17 protein-coding genes and 1 riboswitch are annotated in these 16760 nt (G+C 70.2%); of the genes, 7 read left to right on the forward strand and 10 right to left on the reverse strand.

The features are described 5' to 3' along the window. Positions 1–27: 27 nt before the first annotated feature. From ACWZJV_RS12780 to ACWZJV_RS12795, 4 genes are all read right to left on the reverse strand, one after another. Complete coding sequence (locus tag ACWZJV_RS12780) at positions 28–1095, reverse strand: phosphatase PAP2 family protein (protein ID WP_008354962.1); 1068 nt, start codon at positions 1093–1095, stop codon at positions 28–30. A gap of 11 nt (positions 1096–1106) precedes the next feature. Beyond that, on the reverse strand, positions 1107–2138 hold the full coding sequence (locus ACWZJV_RS12785) for an ABC transporter ATP-binding protein (RefSeq protein ID WP_457181705.1): 1032 nt from the start codon (positions 2136–2138) through the stop codon (positions 1107–1109). A 129-nt stretch (positions 2139–2267) separates the two neighbouring features. Next, the gene (locus tag ACWZJV_RS12790; protein ID WP_457181706.1) at positions 2268–3911 is read right to left on the reverse strand and encodes an ABC transporter permease; all 1644 of its coding nucleotides are present in this window, start codon (positions 3909–3911) and stop codon (positions 2268–2270) included. Beyond that, positions 3908–4978 (reverse strand): thiamine ABC transporter substrate-binding protein, encoded by a 1071-nt coding sequence (locus ACWZJV_RS12795; RefSeq protein ID WP_457181707.1) that lies wholly within the window; start codon positions 4976–4978, stop codon positions 3908–3910. Before ACWZJV_RS12795 ends, ACWZJV_RS12790 begins: the two co-directional genes overlap by 4 nt. Beyond that, a riboswitch (TPP riboswitch) is annotated at positions 4974–5082 on the reverse strand. It overlaps the preceding gene by 5 nt. 31 nt (positions 5083–5113) lie before the next feature. On the opposite strand from ACWZJV_RS12795, the gene ACWZJV_RS12800 reads away from it, so the two are divergent. Next, positions 5114–5545 carry a GNAT family N-acetyltransferase gene (locus ACWZJV_RS12800; RefSeq protein ID WP_008354970.1) on the forward strand — a complete coding sequence of 144 codons (432 nt, stop codon included), beginning with the start codon at positions 5114–5116 and terminating at the stop codon, positions 5543–5545. On the opposite strand, the gene ACWZJV_RS12805 is transcribed toward ACWZJV_RS12800, so the two are convergent. Genes ACWZJV_RS12805 through ACWZJV_RS12815 form a run of 3 tightly spaced genes read right to left on the reverse strand, consistent with a single transcriptional unit; the run spans position 5535 to position 7371 of the window. After that, entirely contained in the window at positions 5535–6596 is a 1062-nt protein-coding gene (locus tag ACWZJV_RS12805; protein WP_196872413.1) for an MBL fold metallo-hydrolase, read from the reverse strand. The genes ACWZJV_RS12800 and ACWZJV_RS12805 overlap by 11 nt on opposite strands. Beyond that, entirely contained in the window at positions 6596–7018 is a 423-nt protein-coding gene (locus tag ACWZJV_RS12810; protein WP_457181708.1) for a hypothetical protein, read from the reverse strand. Before ACWZJV_RS12810 ends, ACWZJV_RS12805 begins: the two co-directional genes overlap by 1 nt. Then, on the reverse strand, positions 7015–7371 hold the full coding sequence (locus ACWZJV_RS12815) for a hypothetical protein (RefSeq protein WP_457181709.1): 357 nt from the start codon (positions 7369–7371) through the stop codon (positions 7015–7017). Before ACWZJV_RS12815 ends, ACWZJV_RS12810 begins: the two co-directional genes overlap by 4 nt. Positions 7372–7387: 16 nt before the next feature. Here ACWZJV_RS12815 and ACWZJV_RS12820 point away from each other — a divergent pair, with 16 nt between their 5' ends. Both ACWZJV_RS12820 and ACWZJV_RS12825 read left to right on the forward strand, forming a co-directional pair. Continuing rightward, positions 7388–8161 (forward strand): putative protein N(5)-glutamine methyltransferase, encoded by a 774-nt coding sequence (locus ACWZJV_RS12820; RefSeq protein ID WP_457181710.1) that lies wholly within the window; start codon positions 7388–7390, stop codon positions 8159–8161. Positions 8162–8353: 192 nt separating this feature from the next. Next, positions 8354–9052 (forward strand): YwaF family protein, encoded by a 699-nt coding sequence (locus ACWZJV_RS12825; RefSeq protein WP_196872410.1) that lies wholly within the window; start codon positions 8354–8356, stop codon positions 9050–9052. Here the strand turns inward: ACWZJV_RS12825 and cds1 are convergent. After that, positions 9016–10104, reverse strand: coding sequence for an L-cysteine desulfhydrase Cds1 (gene cds1, locus ACWZJV_RS12830; RefSeq protein WP_457181711.1), 1089 nt, complete (start codon positions 10102–10104; stop codon positions 9016–9018). The two genes, ACWZJV_RS12825 and cds1, sit on opposite strands and share 37 nt — an antisense overlap. Before the next feature lie 173 nt (positions 10105–10277). On the opposite strand from cds1, the gene ACWZJV_RS12835 reads away from it, so the two are divergent. Continuing rightward, a complete protein-coding gene (locus ACWZJV_RS12835) occupies positions 10278–11741 on the forward strand; it encodes a malate:quinone oxidoreductase (RefSeq protein ID WP_457181712.1) in 1464 nt (487 codons plus the stop codon). A 101-nt stretch (positions 11742–11842) separates the two neighbouring features. Here ACWZJV_RS12835 and ACWZJV_RS12840 read toward each other — a convergent pair whose 3' ends face one another. Continuing rightward, entirely contained in the window at positions 11843–13210 is a 1368-nt protein-coding gene (locus ACWZJV_RS12840; RefSeq protein ID WP_457181713.1) for an FAD/NAD(P)-binding protein, read from the reverse strand. 109 nt (positions 13211–13319) lie between these two features. Here ACWZJV_RS12840 and ACWZJV_RS12845 point away from each other — a divergent pair, with 109 nt between their 5' ends. Both ACWZJV_RS12845 and ACWZJV_RS12850 read left to right on the forward strand, forming a co-directional pair. Next, positions 13320–13889, forward strand: coding sequence for an ArsR/SmtB family transcription factor (locus ACWZJV_RS12845; protein ID WP_008354988.1), 570 nt, complete (start codon positions 13320–13322; stop codon positions 13887–13889). A gap of 2 nt (positions 13890–13891) precedes the next feature. After that, on the forward strand, positions 13892–15154 hold the full coding sequence (locus ACWZJV_RS12850) for an MFS transporter (RefSeq protein WP_457181714.1): 1263 nt from the start codon (positions 13892–13894) through the stop codon (positions 15152–15154). On the opposite strand, the gene ACWZJV_RS12855 is transcribed toward ACWZJV_RS12850, so the two are convergent. Beyond that, positions 15123–15500 (reverse strand): hypothetical protein, encoded by a 378-nt coding sequence (locus ACWZJV_RS12855; RefSeq protein WP_196872407.1) that lies wholly within the window; start codon positions 15498–15500, stop codon positions 15123–15125. The genes ACWZJV_RS12850 and ACWZJV_RS12855 overlap by 32 nt on opposite strands. A 169-nt stretch (positions 15501–15669) precedes the next feature. Between ACWZJV_RS12855 and ACWZJV_RS12860 the strand changes: the two genes are divergently transcribed. Then, a complete protein-coding gene (locus ACWZJV_RS12860) occupies positions 15670–16749 on the forward strand; it encodes a restriction endonuclease (RefSeq protein WP_457181715.1) in 1080 nt (359 codons plus the stop codon). Positions 16750–16760 lie beyond the last annotated feature (11 nt).

Here is a 16760-nt window from a genome sequence, read left to right on the forward strand (position 1 = left end):
GCCCAGATCAGGTCAGCTCGGGGCAGCTCAGGTCAGCTCGTGTGCGACCTTCGCCTCGGCTCCGGCGATCGCCTCGGACTCGGCGACGAGGCGGCGTACGCCCTTGCGCCGGAACTTCTGGTTGGCCGCAAGGCCACCGAAGTAGTAGGCGACGAGCGCGATCATGCATCCCGCGACGTCGTCGGCGAGGTAGTGCCAGCCGAAGTAGACGGTCGCGACGACGGTGATGCCGAAGTTGATCCAGCCGGCCCAGCGGGCGATCTTGTTGTTGATCGTGGCGTGGATCATCAGCGCCACCAGCAGGGTGATGCCGCAGTGGAGCGAGGCGAAGCCACCGACCGACTGCACGACGTTGGCGTCGACGTCGAAGAGGACGTGCTGCCGGGTGAAGACCAGCGACTCCATCAGACTGCTCGCGGGCGTGTCCGGCAGGTCGGCGTAGAGATAGGGATACTGCAGGCCCGGGCCCACCGTCGGCAGGCAGTAGTAGGAGACCGTGCCGAGGATCCAGGCGATGCACTGCGAGGCGACGAACCAGTAGCCGTAGGCCAGGTTGCGCGACCAGACCAGCCACGCGGCGACCGCGAACGGCACCAGCGGCAGGAACCACATGTAGATGTAGGAGAGGAACCAGGCCACCCAGCCGGTGCCGAGAAGGTCGTGGAGCAGGATCGCCGGGTCGGCGCCGAAGAGCACCGCCTTGTCGATCAGGTGCAGCTCGTGGTCGAACTCGTAGGTCTCCGGCACGACGAACGGCAGGAAGGACTTGAGGTTCCGGTAGCAGACGTAGACCAGGTAGAAGCAGACGATGCCCATCGCCACGAGCGTCAGGCGCTCACGGGTCCAGTGGGTGCGGACCCGCTCCTTGAAGATCGGGCCCATGTCCTTCCACTTGAACTTCGCCAACCACAGCGTGCGTGGCACGAGGTCGACGAGCAGGGCGGCTCCGACGAGGAGGGGCAACCGGAGCCAGGACGGTCCGAGGAAGCCCTCCGGGTCGAGCATGCGCTTGTCGACGATCTGCGCGGTCACGACTGCGATCAGGCCGAAGATCAGCGCGCTACTGACGAGGAAGATCTGAGCGCGGCGATACATAGCCGCTAAGTTTAAATGGCGGGTGGCTGCTCTGCCGATTCCTGGGCGCACGATTCGGGGACAACAGATTCTGGAACGGCCAGCCGGTTCGGCTCCACCCGCAGCCTGACCGACTCCCCCGGCGCCGGCGCCGAGTCGGCGACCGCGTCGACCTCGCCGATGTCGTCGAGACGTACGACGAGCCGGTGCTGTTCCGGCGTGGCCCTGGCCGAGACGACGGTGCCGGTGAGCGGTCCCGCCGGGTCGGCGACGAAGGCGGAGCGGCGCAGCGCCACGGCGTCGGCGGGAGCCAGCCCGGCGGCCTTCAGGACCGTGTACGCCGCCGGCCTCTCGAGCACCCGGGCGTACCCCAGGAACAGGGCGGCCCAGGTGTCGGTCGGTCTCGCCCAGACGTCGCGGAGGGTCCCCTCCTGCACGAGGCGGCCGTCGCGCAGCAGCGCGATCCGGTCGGCGACCGCGAAGGCCTCCTCCTGGTCGTGGGTGACCATGAGCGCGGTGGTGCCGGCCTCGTGGAGGATCCGTCGCAGGTCGCCGGCCAGGCGCTCCCGCAGGCCCGCGTCGAGCGCGGAGAGCGGCTCGTCGAGCAGCAGCAGCCGCGGCTCGACCGCCAGTGCCCGCGCCAGCGCGACCCGCTGCCGCTCGCCACCGCTCAGCGTGCCCGGGAGGCGATCCTGGTAGCCGCCCAGACCCACGAGCTCCAGCAGGTCGGCGACCCGCTTCTCGCGGTCGGCGGCCGGGATCCGCCGCAGCCGCATCGAGTAGGCGACGTTGCCCGCGACGCTGAGGTGCGGGAACAGCTGCCCGTCCTGGAACATCAGCGCGAACCCGCGCTTGTGCGTCGGCACCCCGCGCATCGACCGCCCGTCCCAGCCGATCTCCCCCGTCGCCGGCTCCAGCCCGGCCACGGCCCGCAGCAGCGTCGACTTCCCCGAGCCCGACGGGCCCAGCAGCGCCAGCACCTCACCGTCCGCCAGCTCCAGGCTGACGTCCTCGACGGCCGCCTTCCCGTCGTACGCCACCGACACCTCACGCAGCGACAGCATCGCAACCTCGATCCTGCCGGAGCGGTGGTTTTGGTGGCCGAATCGGTAGTTCTGGCGAACCAAACTGCCGTTTCGTCCGCCACAAGTGCGGACTCGGCCCCCAAAGGTGCGGTTTCGGCGGTGCGGTGTTCACAGTGCTCCGATCGAAGGGACGCGGAGACGCTCGACGAGGAGCATCACGACGGCGGTGGCGGCGGCGAGGACACAGGCGGCGGCGAGGGCCATGCCGTAGTTGTCGGAGCCCGGACGGGACAGCAACCGGAGGATGACGACGGGCAGGGTGGGGCGCTCCTCGCGGACGAGGAAGGACGTCGCGCCGAACTCCCCCAGCGAGGCCGCGAAGGCGAAGCCGGAGGAAGCGAGGAGCGGCTTCCAGACGGCGGGTACGTCGACGGTCATCACCGCGCGCAGCGGCCCGGCCCCGAGACCCGCGGCGGCCTGACGGAGCCGGTCGTCGACCGACCCCAGGACCGGCACCAACGTCCTCACCACCAGGGGCAACGCGACCAGCGCCTGCGCCAGCGGTACCAGCCACGGCTCGTCTCGGAGGTCGAGGACGCCCGACCCGAGCGTCAGATAGAGTCCCAGCCCCAGCGTGACGGCGCTGACCCCGAGCGGCACCATGAACAGCCCGTCGAGCACGGCGCGCACCCGACGCTCCGCAAGGGTCCGGGACCGACGGGTCACCGCGAAGGCCACCAGCAGCCCGAGCACCAGCGCGACCAGCGTCGCCTGCACCGCGACCGCCAGCGACGTCATCAGCGCCGTGGTGACCGGCACCGGCAGCGGGGGGTCGAACCCGGGGGTCTGCAGGGCGACATAGTTCCCGAGGCTCCACCGGTCGTCGACCCGCAGCGACCCGAGCAGCAGCGCCAGCAGCGGCCCGGCCACCAGCAGGACCAGCACCGACGTCGACAGCAGGGCCGGGAGGTCCCGCGGCGAGACCCGGCGGCGGCGTACGACGACCCTCGACTGCGCGGGATCCGGCACCGAGCGCAGCCGACCGGCCACGACCAGCAGCCCGACGACGACCACCAGCTGCAGCACCGACAGCACCGCGGCACCGGGCAGGTCGAACAGGGTGAAGGTCAGCTTGTAGATCTCGGTCTCGATGCTGTTGTAGCGCACCCCGCCGAGGGTGAGCACGATCCCGAACGCGGTGGCGCAGAAGAGGAAGACCACCGACGCCGCCGAGACGATCGCGGGACGCAGCGCGGGCAGGGTGATCGTCAGCAGGACCCGCAACGGCGACGCCCCGAGAGCGGCGGCGGCCTCACCGGGTCGCGGGTCGAGCGACTCCCAGGCCGCCCCGACCGCACGGATCACCACCGAGGCGTTGAAGAAGACCAGCCCGAGGATGATCGCCGTCGGCGTGCCATCGAGACCCAGAGATGCCAGCAGACCCGCCTCGCCGATGAGCTCGCGGAAGGCGACCCCGACGACGACGGTGGGGAGCACGAACGGCACCAGCAGCCCGGCCCGGATGACGCGCTGCAGCGGAAATGCCAGTCGATGCAGCGCGAACGCAGCCGGCAGCCCCAAGGCGACGCTCAGCACCGTCGCGAGCCCCGAGGACCACAGCGTGAACCAGAGCGCCCGCTGGATCTCCGGGCGCCCCACGACCCGGGACACCACGGACGGGTCGAAGGAGCCACCGAAGAACAGTCCGCGCTGCACCATCCCCGTGACCGGCAGGACGAAGAAGACCGCCAGCACGGCCACCGGGAGGGCGGCGAGCGCGACCAGGGTGCCTACGCGACGGGTGGAGCTCACTGCGCGATCGTGTCACTCCAGGTCGCCAGCCACGCTTCCCGGTTCTCCTCGATCTCCTTCGGCTCGACGGAGAGCGGCGAGGTGGGCTGCTGGGCGAACTTCGCCCACTCGGCAGGCAGCTTGACGTCGGAGGAGACGGGGAAGACGTACATGCTCTCCGGCAGTGCCCCCTGCACGCTGTCGGAGAGCATGAAGTCGATCAGCGCCTGCGCGCCCTCGGGGTGGTCGGCACCCTTCAGCACACCGGCGTACTCGACCTGACGGAAGCAGGTGTCGAGCAGCGCGGCCGTCGTGGTCTTCCCGTCCTTGACGGTGAAGGCCGGCGAGGAGTCGTAGGAGACGACGATCGGACGCGTGCCCTTGCCGCCGCCCTGGGTGAAGTCGGAGTAGTAGGCCTGGTCCCAGCCGTCGACGACCTTGGCGCCGTTGTCCATCAGCTTGCCCCAGTAGTCGGCCCAGCCGTCCTCGCCGTACTCGGCGACGGTCGCCAGCAGGAACGCCATCCCGGGCGTCGACGTCGCCGCGCCCGGGGTCACGAGCAGGTCCTTGTACGCAGGCTCGGCGAGGTCGTCGAGCGACTTCGGCGGCGTCAGCTTCTTGGCCGCGAACCACTCGGTGTCGATGTTGACGCACACGCTGCCGTTGTCGACGGGGGTGAGGAAGTGCTCCTCGTCGCCCGGCAGGTTGAACTCGTCGACCCCGGCGGGGACCGTCTCCGGCGTGTAGGCCTCCAGCGCGCCCTGGTCGATCGCCCGGCTGGCGAAGGTGTTGTCGACGCCGAAGACCGCGTCACCGTCGGGATTGCCGGTGTCCAGGGCGATCTTGGTGGTCAGCTCGCCGCCGTCGCCCGCGTGCCGGATCTCGGCGGTGTAGCCGGTCTTCTCGGTGAACTCGGCCAGCACCTCCTTCGGCAGCGTGAAGCTGTCGTGGGTCAGCAGCACCACGGTCTTGTCGTCGGCGCCGCTCGACTTCTCGGCGTCCGGCTTCGTGGGGGTGCCCCCGCACGCGGACAGCAGCAGCGCCGAGACCGCAGTGATCGCAGTGGCAGTGATGGCAGGCGTACGCATGCGCACTCTGACTCCCTTCGCCGGTGTCAACCGGAGCAGGTTCGGAGGGTCTGCGGCGCTGTTCGCCGCACTCTCAGGCCTCCCGGCCTCCCCTGTCTGTTCCGGGCAACACTACTTGCTTGCGAGAATCCACCCATGACCGACGTCTCCATCTCGTCCTTCGACGACCTCACCCCCAAGACCGCGTACGCCCTGTGGCAGCTGCGCCAGGAGGTCTTCGTCGTCGAGCAGGACTGCCCCTACCTCGACCTGGACGGCCGAGACCTCGAGCCCGGGACGCGTCATGTGGTGCTGACCGACGGCGACCGGCTCGCCGGCACCGCCCGCATCCTCGACGACGGTGACGTGTGGCGGATCGGCCGCGTCGTCCTCGCCCCCACCCACCGCGGCCAGGGCCTGGCGGACGTGATCATGAAGGCCGCCGTCGAGGCCGTCACCGACCGCGACATCGTCCTCGACGCCCAGTCGCCGCTGGCCGGCTGGTACGCGAAGTTCGGGTTCGTGAAGGACGGCGAGGAGTTCCTCGAGGACGGCATCCCGCACACCCCGATGCGGCTCAGGCGCTGACGGCGTCGACCGGGGCGAACAGCACGCTCGCCTCGGTCTCCTCTCGGGTCGCGAGACCGCGAGCGACCAGCAGCTCGAGGTGGGCCTTGGTCTCCATGACCGCGAGGCCGGCGTTGAAGTAGTCGAGCTCGGCGAAGGCGCGCTCGTGGCGGGTCCAGCCGAGGTCGTTGGCGACTTCGAGGGCCGAACGTCGCCCGAGACGCAAGGAGGCCAGCGACTGGGCGAGCCGGGTCTCGTGATGGGCCAGGAGCTCGTCGACGCGGGCGTGCGACGAGGTCGCGACGGGGCCGTGAGCGGGAAGAAGCTGCAGGTCGGGAAGGGAGCGGACCTTGGTCAGCGAGGCCATGAAGTCGCCGAGCGGGTCGATGACCGGGACCGGCTCGAAGCCGATCGACGGGGTGATCGTGGGCAGCACGTGGTCGCCGGCGAACAGGACCGAGCCGGCTAGATCGGCGTAGACGTAGTGGCCCTGGGTGTGGCCAGGGGTGTGCACGGCGTCGAGGTCGCGGCCGGCGACGTCGAGGCGTACGTCCCCTTCCAGCCAACGCGAAGGCATCCGCCAGTGCGAGAGATCGGGCGGCGGAGGCGGGTTGGCGGCCCACTTCTCGGCCAGCTCGGGTGCGCCGGCATGAGCCAGGAGGCGGTCGGTCGAGATCCAGCCGTCGAGGTCGCCGTTGGTGAGCTCGAGGGTGGGCCGTTCGCCGGCGCCGAGCAGCACGTCGGCGCCGAACTCCTCACCCAGCACCGAGGCGAGCGTGTAGTGGTCGCGGTGCACGTGGGTGACCAGGAACCGCCGGACGTCCCTGAACGCGAAGCCGAGCTTCTTCAGCCCACTCTCCAGCGCGGCGCGCCCCTCGGTGATCGCCCAGCCACCATCGACCAACGAAAGGCCGTCAGAGCCCTCGAGGACGTAGATGTTGACCGCCTTGAGCCCGTCCATCGGCAGCGGCAGCGGGATCCGATGTACGCCGTCGGCGACCGTCCATGCTCCCGGAGCGGACCAGTGCTCCCCCGAGTCAGGCGAGATGGCGGTGGCTGTCGACTGACTCATCAGGCTCCTTCGGTCGGCCCCGGAGTTCGGCCTTTCCAGAGCCAGAGCAGGCCCAGGATCGGCAGCAGGGCAGGAACGAAACCGTATCCGCTCCCGAACTTCGACCATACCGATGCATCCGGGAACCAGGACGGGACGACCAGGGACAGGACACCGACGACGAGCACACCGGCGAGCTCGACCCACAGCATGATTTTCGCGAAGCCCGCCGACCCGGCCGCAGCTCGGCGGATCGCGAACCAGCCCGCGACGTACGTCGCCGCGGCGACCACCGAGAGCGAGTAGGCGATCGGGGCCTCGTCGAAGCGGGTGAGGACCTGCACCAGCGACCGGGCGCCCGCGGCGAGCACGAAGATCGCGTAGACGGTCAGCAGGACCAGGTGCGGACCGGAACGGGTCTTGGCGGGGGCGGTCTCGGTCACCGGACCATCATGACGCGTACGGCCACGACCCCCGTCGCCAGGGCCGCCGCCGCGATCACGCCCGAGGACCAGGTCGAGCGGTCCTCACGCATCGTCTGCAGGGCCAGCGGCATCAGGCACACGAGCGCGCCCAGGTAGCCCAGGAACGTCGGCAGCGACTCCGGCTTGCGCCCGGCCGACCAGCCCGCCAGCGCCCCGACCGCGAGCACGACCGCGAGGATCTCCAGCATCCACGCCAGCTGGTCCAGCCACCGCGGACGCGGGGCCTTCAGGACGAGGCCGACGACGGCCGCGATCGTCACGAACGCGGCGTACGCGGCCACGATGATTCCGATCGGAGTCAGGGCGTCCACGTGCCAATATTCTCTGATGACCTCCGTCGTTCCCGATCCGGGGCTCGTCGCCCGCCTCCGCGCCGCCGGCTGCGTCTTCGCCGAGGAGGAGGCCGCCCTCCTCGAAGAAGCACCCGTCTCGCCGCAGGAGCGAGAGGCGATGGTCGTACGCCGCGTGGCCGGTGAGCCACTGGAGCTCATCCTGGGCTGGGCCGAGTTCTGCGGGCTCCGGATCCGGGTCGCGCCGGGGGTGTTCGTGCCCCGGCAGCGCTCGGCGCTGATGGTCGACCTCGCCGTCCACGCGACTGAGCACCGCACGACCCGGAGGGTTCTCGACCTCGGCTGCGGGACCGGAGCGCTGGGCGCGGCGGTCGCGGCCCGGGTCCACGGTACGGAGGTCTGGGCCACCGACATCGACCCGGCCGCCGTCGCCTGTGCCAGCCGGAACCTGCCCCCGGACCGGGTGCTCCTCGGCGACCTCTACGCCCCGCTCCCCCACGACCTTGCGTTCCACCTGATCGTGGCCAACGCCCCCTACGTCCCGAGCGACCAGATCCGGAACATGCCGCCCGAGGCGCGCGACCACGAGCACCACGTGGCGCTCGACGGCGGGGCCGACGGGCTCGACGTCCAGCGGCGCGTGATCGAGCAGGCGCCGAAGCATCTGGCACCGGGCGGCGTGCTCGTCATCGAGGCGGGCCAGGAGCAGGCGCCCGTCACCGCGAGCCTGATGCGGGCGCAGGGGCTCGTCGCGGAGATCCATCACGACGAGGACCTCTACGCGACGGCGGTGACCGGAACAGCCCGCTGAAGAGCTCCGCCAAAAGCGAGGCATCCCTCTGATTGCACACCACCCCCGCGGTGTGCATTCAGAGGGACCGCCACCTTGAAGGTCGTCCACCCCCCACCGGTGGACGACCTTCTCGCCGATGAAACGGACGACCTGCCGACCCATGACGCGGGTTGGGAAGAATTTCTTCGGGAATCGCGTCAGACTTCCGATATGCAGGCTTACGGTCTGACCCATCTGGTGCCGTTGTCCCTGCTCACAGCGGGGATCGTGGCCGTGGTCTGGCTGGGCAGGCGGCAGCGGGACGACCTCGATCCGTCGAGATTCTCCCGAGCATTCGCGCTCGCGATCCCGCTGACGATCATCCCGCTGCAGGCTCACGAGTGGGTCACCGACTTCGACCTGTTCATCGACCTGCCGATCCATCTGTGCGACATGGCGTGGATGGCGGCGACGGTCGCGCTGTGGACCCACCATCCCTACCCGACGGCGCTGACCTGCTTCTGGGGTCTCACGCTGACCACCCAGGGCGTGTTCACCCCGGATGTGAGGGACTTCCCGGAGGTCAGCTACATCACCTTCTGGGTCATGCACCTGATGGTCGTGCTCGCCGCGGTCTACCTGGTCTTCGGGCTCAAGCTGCTCCCGCGCTGGCGCGACTACGGCTGGGCGGTCGTGACCACGGCGGCCTGGGCTGCCGCGGCGTACGTCCTCAACCTCGTCCTCGACGCCAACTACGGCTACCTGCGCTACAAGCCGCCGTCGGACTCGCTGCTCGACGTGCTCGGGCCGTGGCCGCTCTACATCCTCAGCGAGATCGTGCTCGTCGCGGGCGTGTGGGCGCTGGTCACCGCGGGGATGCGGGTCTGGGCGCGTCAGGAGGGGTCGACGAGGATGCCGGTGCGCTCGTAGTCGGCGAGGGCCGAGGCGTACGGCGCCAGGTCGATGCCCTTCTCGCTCACCCAGCCGTCGTCGTAGTAGGACGAGCGGTAGCGATCCCCGGAGTCGCACAGCAGCGAGACGACGCTGCCCTGGGCGCCGGCGTCGACCATGTCGCGTACGACACCCAGCGATGCCCACACGTTGGTGCCCGTCGAGGGGCCGACCGAGCGGCCCATCCGGTTCGAGAGCCAGCGCATCGTCGCGATCGAGGCCGCGTCGGGGACCTGGACCATGTCGTCGACGACCCCGCCGACGAACGACGGCTCGACCCGCGGCCGGCCGATCCCCTCGATGCGCGAGGGCATCCCGGTGGCGTGGTCGGAGGTGTCCATCTCCCAGCCGCCGTAGAAGGCGGAGTTCTCCGGGTCGGCGACCATCAGCTTGGTGGGGTGGCGGCGGTAGTGGAGGTAGCGGCCGATCGTCGCCGAGGTGCCACCGGTGCCGGCCGAGACGACGATCCAGGTCGGTACCGGGTGCCGCTCCTGCGACATCTGGTCGAAGATCGACTCGGCGATGTTGTTGTTGCCGCGCCAGTCGGTGGCCCGCTCGGCGTAGGTGAACTGGTCCATGTAGTGGCCGCCGCACTCGCGGGCGAGGCGCTCGGCCTCGGCGTACACGTCCGCGGCGCGGTCGACGAAGTGGCAGGTGCCGCCGTACCACTCGATCAGCGCCACCTTCTCCTTCGACGTCGAGCGCGGCATCACCGCGACGAACGGGAGGCCGAGGAGCCGGGAGAAGTACGCCTCGGAGACCGCGGTCGAGCCCGAGGACGCCTCCACGACCGTCGCGCCCTCGTGGAGCCAGCCGTTGCAGACGGCGTAGAGGAACAGCGACCTCGCCAGGCGGTGCTTCAGCGAGCCGGTGGGGTGGACGGACTCGTCCTTCAGGTAGAGGTCGATGCCCGGACATCCCGGCAGCGGCACGACGTGCAGATGGGTGTCGGCGGAGCGCTGGGCGTCGGCCTCGACGCGGCGTACGGCTTCGTCGATCCAGGCGCGATGGGAGTCAGAGAGGCGTGGCACCGGCCGAGCGTAACTCCACCCTGAACTACCACCGGCATGTGCGGTGAGCCACAATGAAGGACGGAATCACACTGGACTCATCCCGGGGGCAGGGCAGTGAAGTTGCCCACAAGTTAGACCGATCTAAGGACCCCGATTAACCATTGCGGCCTCAAAAGCGAGACAAAAGACCTGTGGACGAACCTCTTGACGTAGTGCTGATCGGCGGCGGCATCATGAGCGCCACCCTGGGTGTGCTCCTCCAGGAGCTCGAGCCCAGCTGGTCCATCAAGATGATCGAACGGCTCGACTCGCTCGCCGTGGAGTCCTCCGGCCCGTGGAACAACGCCGGCACCGGTCACTCCGCGCTGTGCGAGCTCAACTACAGCCCGCAGCAGGCCGACGGCTCGGTCGACATCTCCAAGGCCGTCAACGTCAACGAGCAGTTCCAGGTCTCCCGTCAGCTGTGGTCCTTCCTGGTCGAGAACGGCCGCATCCCGGACCCCGACAAGTTCATCCACACCGTCCCGCACATGTCCTTCGTCTGGGGCGCGGACAACGTCGAATACCTCCGCAAGCGCCACGAGGCGCTGTCGCAGCATCCGCTCTTCGCCGGGATGGAGTTCTCCACCGACCCCGAGGTCATCCGGGGCTGGGCGCCGCTGCTGCTCGAGGGCCGCTCGGCCACGTCGCTCGCCGAGGAGCCCGTCGCGGCCACCTGGACCAACGCCGGCACCGACGTCGACTTCGGCTCGCTCACCTCGATGCTGACCCGCACCCTGGTCGACAAGGGTGCCGACCTGGAGACCGGGTCCGAGGTCACCGACCTGCACCAGACCATGGACGGCTTCTGGCACATCTACGGCCGCAACGAGTCCGGCAAGTACCACCTGCGTTCGCGGTTCGTCTTCGTCGGCGCCGGCGGCTACGCACTGCCGCTGCTGCAGAAGGCCGCCATCCCGGAGATCCGCGGCTTCGGCGGCTTCCCGGTCTCGGGTGAGTTCCTGCGTACGTCCAAGCCCGAGCTGGTCACCCAGCACCGCGCCAAGGCCTACGGCAAGGCCGCGGTCGGCGCGCCGCCGATGTCGGTGCCCCACCTCGACACCCGCTACGTCGAGGGCAAGACTCACCTGATGTTCGGTCCGTACGCCGGCTGGAGCCCGCGCTTCCTCAAGACCGGCTCGCTCACCGACCTGTTCCTCTCGGTGCGGCCGCACAACCTGCTGCCGATGGTGCGCGCCGGGCTGACCAACATGGACCTCACCGTCTACCTGGTCAAGGAGCTGCTGCGCTCCCCGCGCAAGAAGTTCGACGACCTCCTCGACTTCTTCCCCGCCGCCGACCGCAAGGACTGGGAGCGGATCATCGCCGGCCAGCGCGTGCAGGTCATCCGCCCCGACGGTGTGCTGCAGTTCGGCACCGAGGTCATCACCGCCGAGGACGGCTCCATCGCCGGCCTGCTGGGCGCCTCGCCCGGCGCCTCGACCGCCCCGGCGATCATGGTCAACGTCCTGCGCCGCTGCTTCCCCGACCGCTGGGACGACTGGCAGCCCCAGCTCAAGACGATGATCCCGGCCACCGGTGCCGAGCTCAGCGCCGACCCCGAGCTCGCCGCCGAGACCTTCGCACGCACGGACCGCCAGCTCAACCTGGGCTGACCACCCGCCGAATCGGTGGTTCTGGGCGCCGAGTCTGTAGTTGTGGGCGACGAAACGACAGTTTCGTCGCCCACAACTGATTTCTCGGCCGCCAGAACCACCTATTCGGCGGTGAGGTGGGCGGCTGCGGCTGCGGCTTGGACCCGGATCTCGGGGATGGCGGTGGCCTCGTAGAGGGCGCCCTTGCAGGGCGGGCCGACGGTCACAAGACCGGGTACGACGCTGCCGTCTGCTCCGATGACCCGGCCGTCCTCGGTGACGTCGATGCCGAGGCGCAGCGGGTCGGGGGCGATCAGGCCGCGCTTCTGGAGCGCGAGCAGGAGCGGGTTGTCGGTGCGGGTGATGTCGGGCGAGGGGCCGGTGCAGTTGACCACCGCGGTGACCTCGCGGTCGCCGTCGGCGAGGGTGACGACCGGCTTCTCGGCGCCGACCGCCTCGGCGTCCGCCCGGCAGCCGAGCACACCGCCGCCGAGGATCTCCAGGCGTCCCTCGGCCCGGTAGGTGTCGAGGAGGGCGGCGATGCGCGGGGCCATGCGGTGGCGGCGTACCTCCCACTCGCGGGCGTACAGCTCGCGGAAGCGACGGCGCTCGGGCTCGGGCAGGCGGCGCCAGATCGACTGGGTCGGGCCGCGCAGGCCGTCGATGACCGCACGCCAGTCGACCCCGAGGCCGGCCGCGTGCTCGATCTGGTCGCGGACGAGGCCGGCGATGCCGTCGGCGGTCAGCGGGCCGTCGGGGATCGGGGTCACCCAGGAGGTGAACTGGTCGTCGACGTGGGGGTTCGGCAACAGGCCGTGGCGGCTCACCATGATCACCCGGCGGGCCGGGGAGTCGTCGAGGAGCGTGACCGTCGTGTCGACGGCGGTGAGGCCCGTGCCGACGACGAGCACGGTCGCGTCGGCGGGCAGGGCGCTGATCCGGGCCACGTCCCAGGGATCCGACAGGTTCCACGACGCCTCGGGCAGCGCGGCCAGCGGCTGCGGCGGCGGGTTGCCGTACGCCAGGACGACCGCGTCCGCGACATGGCCCTCACCATCGTCGCTGGTCAGCACATGGAAGCCGGCGCCGACCGGTTCCACGTCGACGACGGTCTCCCCGACCGTCTCCAACGTCCCGGGACCTGCCGCAGCGGCCTGAGCGAGCCGGTCACGCAGATAGCGGGAGTAGTCGCGGCGGGGCAGGAAGTCGATCGGGCCGAGCTCGATGCCGACCTCCGCCGCCCAGTTGAGCAGGTCGTCACGATCGTCGGGGAAACCCGACATGTTGTTGGCCCGGACGTTGAGCAGATGGCGGGCGTCGGTGGTCGAGTAGGCGACCCCGTAGCCGGCCTCTCCCCGTGACTCGAAGAGCGTGACCGACGCACCTCGGCGGAGCAGGTTGATCGCGGTCAGCGCGCCGCTGGCTCCTCCTCCGATGATCGCCACCGTCGGGGCGGAGGTCGGCGTCGGCGGCGCGGCATCTGTCGTCACTCCGACAGGGTAACGGCGCTTTCCAGGCATTGTTCACCGGGTTACTCGTATATCAGGGAAACCGCACAATTCCATTTGCAAAGATCTCTTTGCGGTCTACGGTTGACCCATGGCAGCACGCGAGATCGTCCCCGGGGTCGACCAGCTCAAGGCCCTCACCCACCCCGTGCGCGTACGCATGCTCGGGATGCTCCGGGTCGACGGGCCGGCGACGGCGACCACCCTGGCCGCCCGCCTCGGGATCAACAGCGGCGCGACCTCCTACCACCTCCGGCAGCTCGCCCAGCACGGGTTCATCGAGGACGACGAGAGCCGCGGCAACGCTCGCGAGCGCTGGTGGAAGGCCGCCCACCAGATGACGGTGACCGGCGACAGCGACGTGCCCGACACCGCCGAAGGACAAGAGACTCTCGGCGCCTATCTGCAGACCGTCGTCACCATCTATACCCAGCAGCTCCAGAAGGCGCTCGAGGAGCGCGAGCTCATCGCGAAGGAATGGCGTGAGGTCTTCAACCTCAACGACCGGGTCGTGCGCCTCACCCCGAGCCAGGTCCGCCGGCTGCAGGAGCAGGTCAACGAGGTCGTCTTCGGGTTCGAGGACGACCCCGACGGCGAGCCCGTCGCGGTCCAGTTCCACACCTTCGCCCTGCCGGGACACCTCGGCCCCGAGAAGGACTGACGATGAAGCTCCCCCTCTACGGCTGGCTCGCCGCCGAGACCATCTCGCTGGTCGGCACCCGCATCTCGATGCTGGCGCTGCCCTGGTTCGTGCTCGAGACGACCGGCAGCGCCGCCCAGGCCGGCCTGATCGCGCTCTTCGAGATGACCCCGCTGGTGCTCAGCAAGATCTTCGGTGGCCCGGTCATCGACCGTATCGGCCCACGCCGCGTCGCGATCGCCTGCGACCTCGGCTCGGCCGTCGTGGTCGGCCTCATCCCCCTGCTGTACGCAGCCGGCCTGCTGCACCTCCCGATCCTGCTCGCGCTCGTCGCCCTCGCCGGCGCACTGCGCGGCCCCGGTGATGCCGCGAAGTCGTCGATGATCCCGCAGCTGGTCGAGGCGGCCGGCGTCTCGACGGAGCGGGCCACCGGGCTGCACTCGTTCGTCGAGCGCACCGCCTCGATGCTGGGCGCCGCCGCCGCGGGGCTGCTGATCGGGCTGGTCGGCGCGACGAACGCGATCGTGATCGACGCCGCCTCGTTCGCGCTCGGTGCCCTCGTGCTCGCCGCGACGACGGCCGGGCTGACCCGGCACCGCTCCCCGGAACCCGCGGAGCAGCCGACGAAGGACTCCACTTCGTACGGTGCCCAGCTCGCCGAGGGCTGGCACGTCCTCCGCCGCGACCGGGTGCTCCTCGGGATCGCGTTCATGGTCGCGCTGACCAACCTGATCGACCTGGCCTGGAGCAGCGTGCTGATGCCCGTATGGGGCCAGCAGCACGCCGGCCCGGAGACGATCGGGCTGCTGTTCGCCACCTTCTCCGGCTTCTCCGCGGTGGGATCGGCCGTCGCGGCGGCCATCGGCGACCGGATGCGGCGCTACCCGACGTACCTGATCTGCTTCTTGATCACCGGGATCCCGCGGTTCCTGGTGATCGCGTTCGGGGCGCCGCTGTGGGTGGTGTTCGTGGTGTTCGCGATCGGCGGGACCGCCAGCGGGTTCATCAACCCGATCCTCGGAGCGCTCCAGTTCGAGCGGATCCCCGCGCATGTGCTCGGCCGGGTGATGTCGCTGATCTCGGCCTTCGCCTGGGGGCTGATGCCGCTCGGCGGGCTGCTCGGCGGCGGCCTGGTCTCCGCGTTCGGCCTGACCACGGCGCTGGTGGCCTGCGGGATCGCCTACTTCGTGGTCACGATGTTCCCCGCGATCGACCCGACCTGGAAGCAGATCGAACGGCCGTCGGAGCCGGCGGCTAGCAGGCTTCCCGCAACCGCGGGATCCTAGGGATCCCGCCGAGCCGCTTGTTGTAGCGGACGTGGTCGGAGTAGCCCTCCAGGAGCGTCCACAGCGCCTTGTGGGCCGGCCACGGGATCGCCTCCCCGGGGAACGCCCACGTCGAGCCGAAGCCGATCCAGACCGGGACCCAGTCCTTGGCGCAGTCCCACTCGCCCCGCTTCGACATCAGCAGCTTGTTGCGGACCTGGAACGCGAGCCGCTGCCCGTCCTTCACGATCGGCGCCGCGCACACCCGCCACAGCGGCATGTCGAGCGACATCAGCTCGATCTCGATGTCGCCGAGAATGCGCGGATCCACCAGGACCGTAGCGACGTTCTCATGCGGGCGCCTCATGAACATCACGCTAGCGGCGAGCGCCGACATTCGCGGCCGATCCGCCAGGAGCGAACACCGCGACCCGATTCGCCACCCCGCCGGACAGGGCGTACGCCGCGGGCCTATCATCCTCCCCAATCTCGATCGGGCAGGGAGGCCCGAGTGGAGGATCGAGGAAGGACCTACGTTGGCATCCCCGAGGCAGCCCAGAACGGGCGAAGAAGCCGAGAAGTACGCCGCGGAGCATCTGCATTCGCTCGGCTGGCCCGACGCCGCCCCCTCGGGCAGCACCGCGGCCGCCGACGTCGACATCATCGGCGGCCGACCCGACAACGTCATCGTCGCGCAGGTGGTGCTCACCCGCGCTCCGACCGACGCCCGCAGCGTCTGTGCCGTACGCGGCGCGGGCTATGCCTACGACGCCCGGACGGTCGCGCTGTTCAGCCGGGCCGGCTTCACACCGGACGCGGTCGAGTGGGCCGACAGAGTGCGGGTGGCCCTGTTCGAGTTCGCCGCCGACGGCTCGATCCGGCCGCACGGGAAGCACGCCGCCGAGCTGGTCGCCACGGCCACCGCTCCGGCGCCGCCGGTCATCGGCCGGGCGCCCGAGCCGGTCCCCGGCAAGCACATCGACCCCACCCGCACGGGCGGCTTCACGTTCACCTCGAAGATCCCCGCGATCAGGCCGCGCCGGAGGGCGACGGACAAGACCTCCGACCAGGTCGCTGCTCCGGAGGTCGCTCCGGACGTCGCTCCGGACGTAGCGCCTGGCATCGCCCCGGACGCGACCGCGCCGGCCGTCGAGAAGATCGCCGGCCCGATGACCGGCCAGATCCCGGCGTACTCATCCACCTACGTCCTCCCGGACACGGCTTCGACCTACGTCGTCCCGGCCGCCCCCTCGACCATGAGCATCCCCAAGGCGCCGACCCCGCCGCCCGGCGAGCGGTGGGTCCCGCACGGGCTCGGGCCGATCCTGGACGCGATCGCCCGGGCGTCGCAGCTGCCCGTGGTGCTCGTCCTGGGCTCGGACCAGCGCGCCGAGTGGGTGCGGCAGACCTTCCGGGTCGCCACGATCACGGTCACCGACGAGAGCGTCCTACCGATGCTGCTCTCGCTCGTGACCGGCCGCGAGTCGCAGTACGCCAGCGGCGACTCCTACCACAAGGTCGACGGCCTCAAGCCCCAGGGCGAGCGGGCCCTGGAGTCCTGGCGGGCCTGGGAGGCCTACGACCGCGCGATGGCCGCCTACCGCCGCGCGGTCTGAGTCGCCCGCCC

The organism is Nocardioides sp. WG-D5 (genome assembly GCF_054031175.1).

Bases quoted from the DNA above. Each gene is read 5' to 3' on its own strand.
- ACWZJV_RS12845 (WP_008354988.1), top strand. From the start codon at position 13,320: ATGGCAGCACGCGAGATCGTCCCCGGGGTCGACCAGCTCAAGGCCCTC.
- ACWZJV_RS12785 (WP_457181705.1), bottom strand. From the start codon at position 2,138: ATGCTGTCGCTGCGTGAGGTGTCGGTGGCGTACGACGGGAAGGCGGCC.
- ACWZJV_RS12820 (WP_457181710.1), top strand. From the start codon at position 7,388: ATGACCTCCGTCGTTCCCGATCCGGGGCTCGTCGCCCGCCTCCGCGCC.
- ACWZJV_RS12855 (WP_196872407.1), bottom strand. From the start codon at position 15,500: ATGAGGCGCCCGCATGAGAACGTCGCTACGGTCCTGGTGGATCCGCGC.
- ACWZJV_RS12805 (WP_196872413.1), bottom strand. From the start codon at position 6,596: ATGAGTCAGTCGACAGCCACCGCCATCTCGCCTGACTCGGGGGAGCAC.
- ACWZJV_RS12800 (WP_008354970.1), top strand. From the start codon at position 5,114: ATGACCGACGTCTCCATCTCGTCCTTCGACGACCTCACCCCCAAGACC.
- ACWZJV_RS12825 (WP_196872410.1), top strand. From the start codon at position 8,354: ATGCAGGCTTACGGTCTGACCCATCTGGTGCCGTTGTCCCTGCTCACA.
- ACWZJV_RS12850 (WP_457181714.1), top strand. From the start codon at position 13,892: ATGAAGCTCCCCCTCTACGGCTGGCTCGCCGCCGAGACCATCTCGCTG.
- ACWZJV_RS12795 (WP_457181707.1), bottom strand. From the start codon at position 4,978: ATGCGTACGCCTGCCATCACTGCCACTGCGATCACTGCGGTCTCGGCG.
- ACWZJV_RS12780 (WP_008354962.1), bottom strand. From the start codon at position 1,095: ATGTATCGCCGCGCTCAGATCTTCCTCGTCAGTAGCGCGCTGATCTTC.